Origin of the sequence: Pseudofrankia coriaricola, from assembly GCF_001854805.1 — a bacterium.
Lineage (GTDB): Bacteria > Actinomycetota > Actinomycetes > Frankiales > Frankiaceae > Pseudofrankia.
Genome location: NZ_MBLO01000226.1, coordinates 1 through 1,944, shown reverse-complemented (window position 1 = coordinate 1,944; position 1,944 = coordinate 1). Strand labels below are relative to the sequence as shown.

Annotated in this window: 1 protein-coding gene; it reads left to right on the top strand. The window is 80.8% G+C overall.

The features are described from left to right. A partial coding sequence (locus tag BCD48_RS51595; protein ID WP_491677180.1) for a thioesterase domain-containing protein occupies window positions 1-1,944 on the top strand: 1,944 nt, incomplete at both ends.

Genomic DNA, 1,944 nt, shown 5'->3' with positions numbered 1-1,944 from the left:
GTGCTGGCGCGCCTGGCGCGCCGGGCTGCGCGTCGTCGCGGTCCCGTCGGCCCGCCTCCTTCCCGCCGTGCCCGCCGCGCCGCGTGGCACCGGTGCCGAGCCCGAAGGCTTCCGCGTCGGCGCACCGGCCCGTGGGCGGGCCGATCACGTCGAGCGGGCGGACGCCCTGCGGGTCCGGCTCGCGCAGTCCGGCGCGCTGGGCATCCCCACCGCCGTGGCCGGCCTGGTCCTCGCCGGCGCCGGCCGGGCCGCGCTCGCGCTCGCGCGCGGCCGGGGGCACGCGGCGGTGACCGAGGCGCTCGTGCTCGCGAGCGTGCTCGCCGACCCGGCGCGGCTGTGGCGGCTGGCCGGGCGCTGCCGCCAGACGCGCCAGGTGCCCGCCCGCGCGTTGCGCGGGCTGCTGTCTCACCCCGGCCACCCGCCGGCCGATGCCATCGCTCCTGCCGAGGTCACCTCGACCACCGGCGGAGCCGTCCCGAAGGACGCGGCGGGGAGGGCGGGCGGCACGGTGGCGCCGGCCGCGGCGGATTGGAGAGCGGGTGGGGCCGAGACGCGCGCGGCCAGCGCGGACCCGCGGCCGACGGCGACCGGCCGAGTGCCCCGCCAGCCGGCGATCCTGTTCGTGCTGCTGGGCGTGGCCGCGGGCTGGGCGCTCACCGGGATGGGCCGGATCGGCGGCCGGGGCGCGCCACTGCCACCCGGCGCGGCCGATCTGTGGGCGGCGGTGTGGTCTGGCTGGGTCGGCCCGGCCGGCGGGCTGCCCGGCGGGCCGGGACCCGCACCCTCGTGGACCCCGCTGCTCGCCACGCTGTCGTCGGCCCTGGGCGGTCGTCCCGAGCTCGCCGCGCGTGTCCTGCTCGTCGCCGCTCCGGCGCTGGCCGGGCTCGCGGCCTATCGCGCGGCCCGAGCGATAGGCGCGCTGACGCCGTGGGCGCGTCTCGGCCTGGCCGCCTGCTACGCGTTCGCGCCACCGGTGACCACGGCGGCGCTGGCCGGCAACCTGGCGGCGCTGGGCGCCTCAATGACGGCTCCGCTCATTCTCGGGGGTGCCGTCCGGCTGTTCGCCGCGTCCACCGGTGCCGCCGCGGGGCCTGGCATCCGGGGTATCCACGGGGTGGCTGATGGCTGGTCGCGTGTGTGGGCGCTCGCCGCGGCGCTGATCGTGGGCGTCGCCTGCTCGCCACGGCTGTTGCTGGTCGCCACCGTCGGACTCGTCGCGGGCGCGCTCGCCGCGCGCCCACGTGCCCCTGGCGCCGCCGACGGCGCCGGCGCCGGCGCTCCCAGCGCCCCTGGCGGCCGGGGCCTGACGGCCGCGGGTGCGAGCCGCGTTCGTCGGCGACGGGCCGGGCGCGTCGCGATCGTTGTCGCGGCTGGCTGCGCGCCGCTGCTGCCCGCCCTGTGGGTGGGGGCGCGCGCCGGGAAGGCCGGCCTGCTGTCCGTGCTGGTCGACGAGCCGTCGCCGCGCGGCGGTGACGGGTACGCGATCGTCGCGTTCGTGCTCACCTGTGTGCTGGCCGCGTCCGTCGGCGGCCGCGCCGCGCGGCCCGCGATCGGCGCCTGCTGGCTGGTCGCCGCCGCCGGCTGGGTCACCGGCCAGGACGCGCTCACCGCCGCCGCGCTGCTGGGGGCCGTCGGGGCCGCCTGGGCGGCATCGCTGGGCTCACGTACCGGGCGAGCGAACGCGGGTGCCGGCGGCGCGGCGCCGGCCAGGCGGCTCGCGGGCAGCCGCGCGGTGGCGCTCACCGCCCTCGTCATCCTCGCGCCGGCCCTGCTGTTCGCGCGGGCCGCGGGCGCGCTCGGCACCCCACCCGATCCCGCCGGCTGGGCCGACGAGGGCCCGCTCGGCGACGCCGACGACGCCGTGGTCGCCGCCCAGTCGGGAGCGGGCCGCACCCTCGTACTGCGCCCGTCGGCCGGTGGCGTGACGTACACGCTGACCGGTGG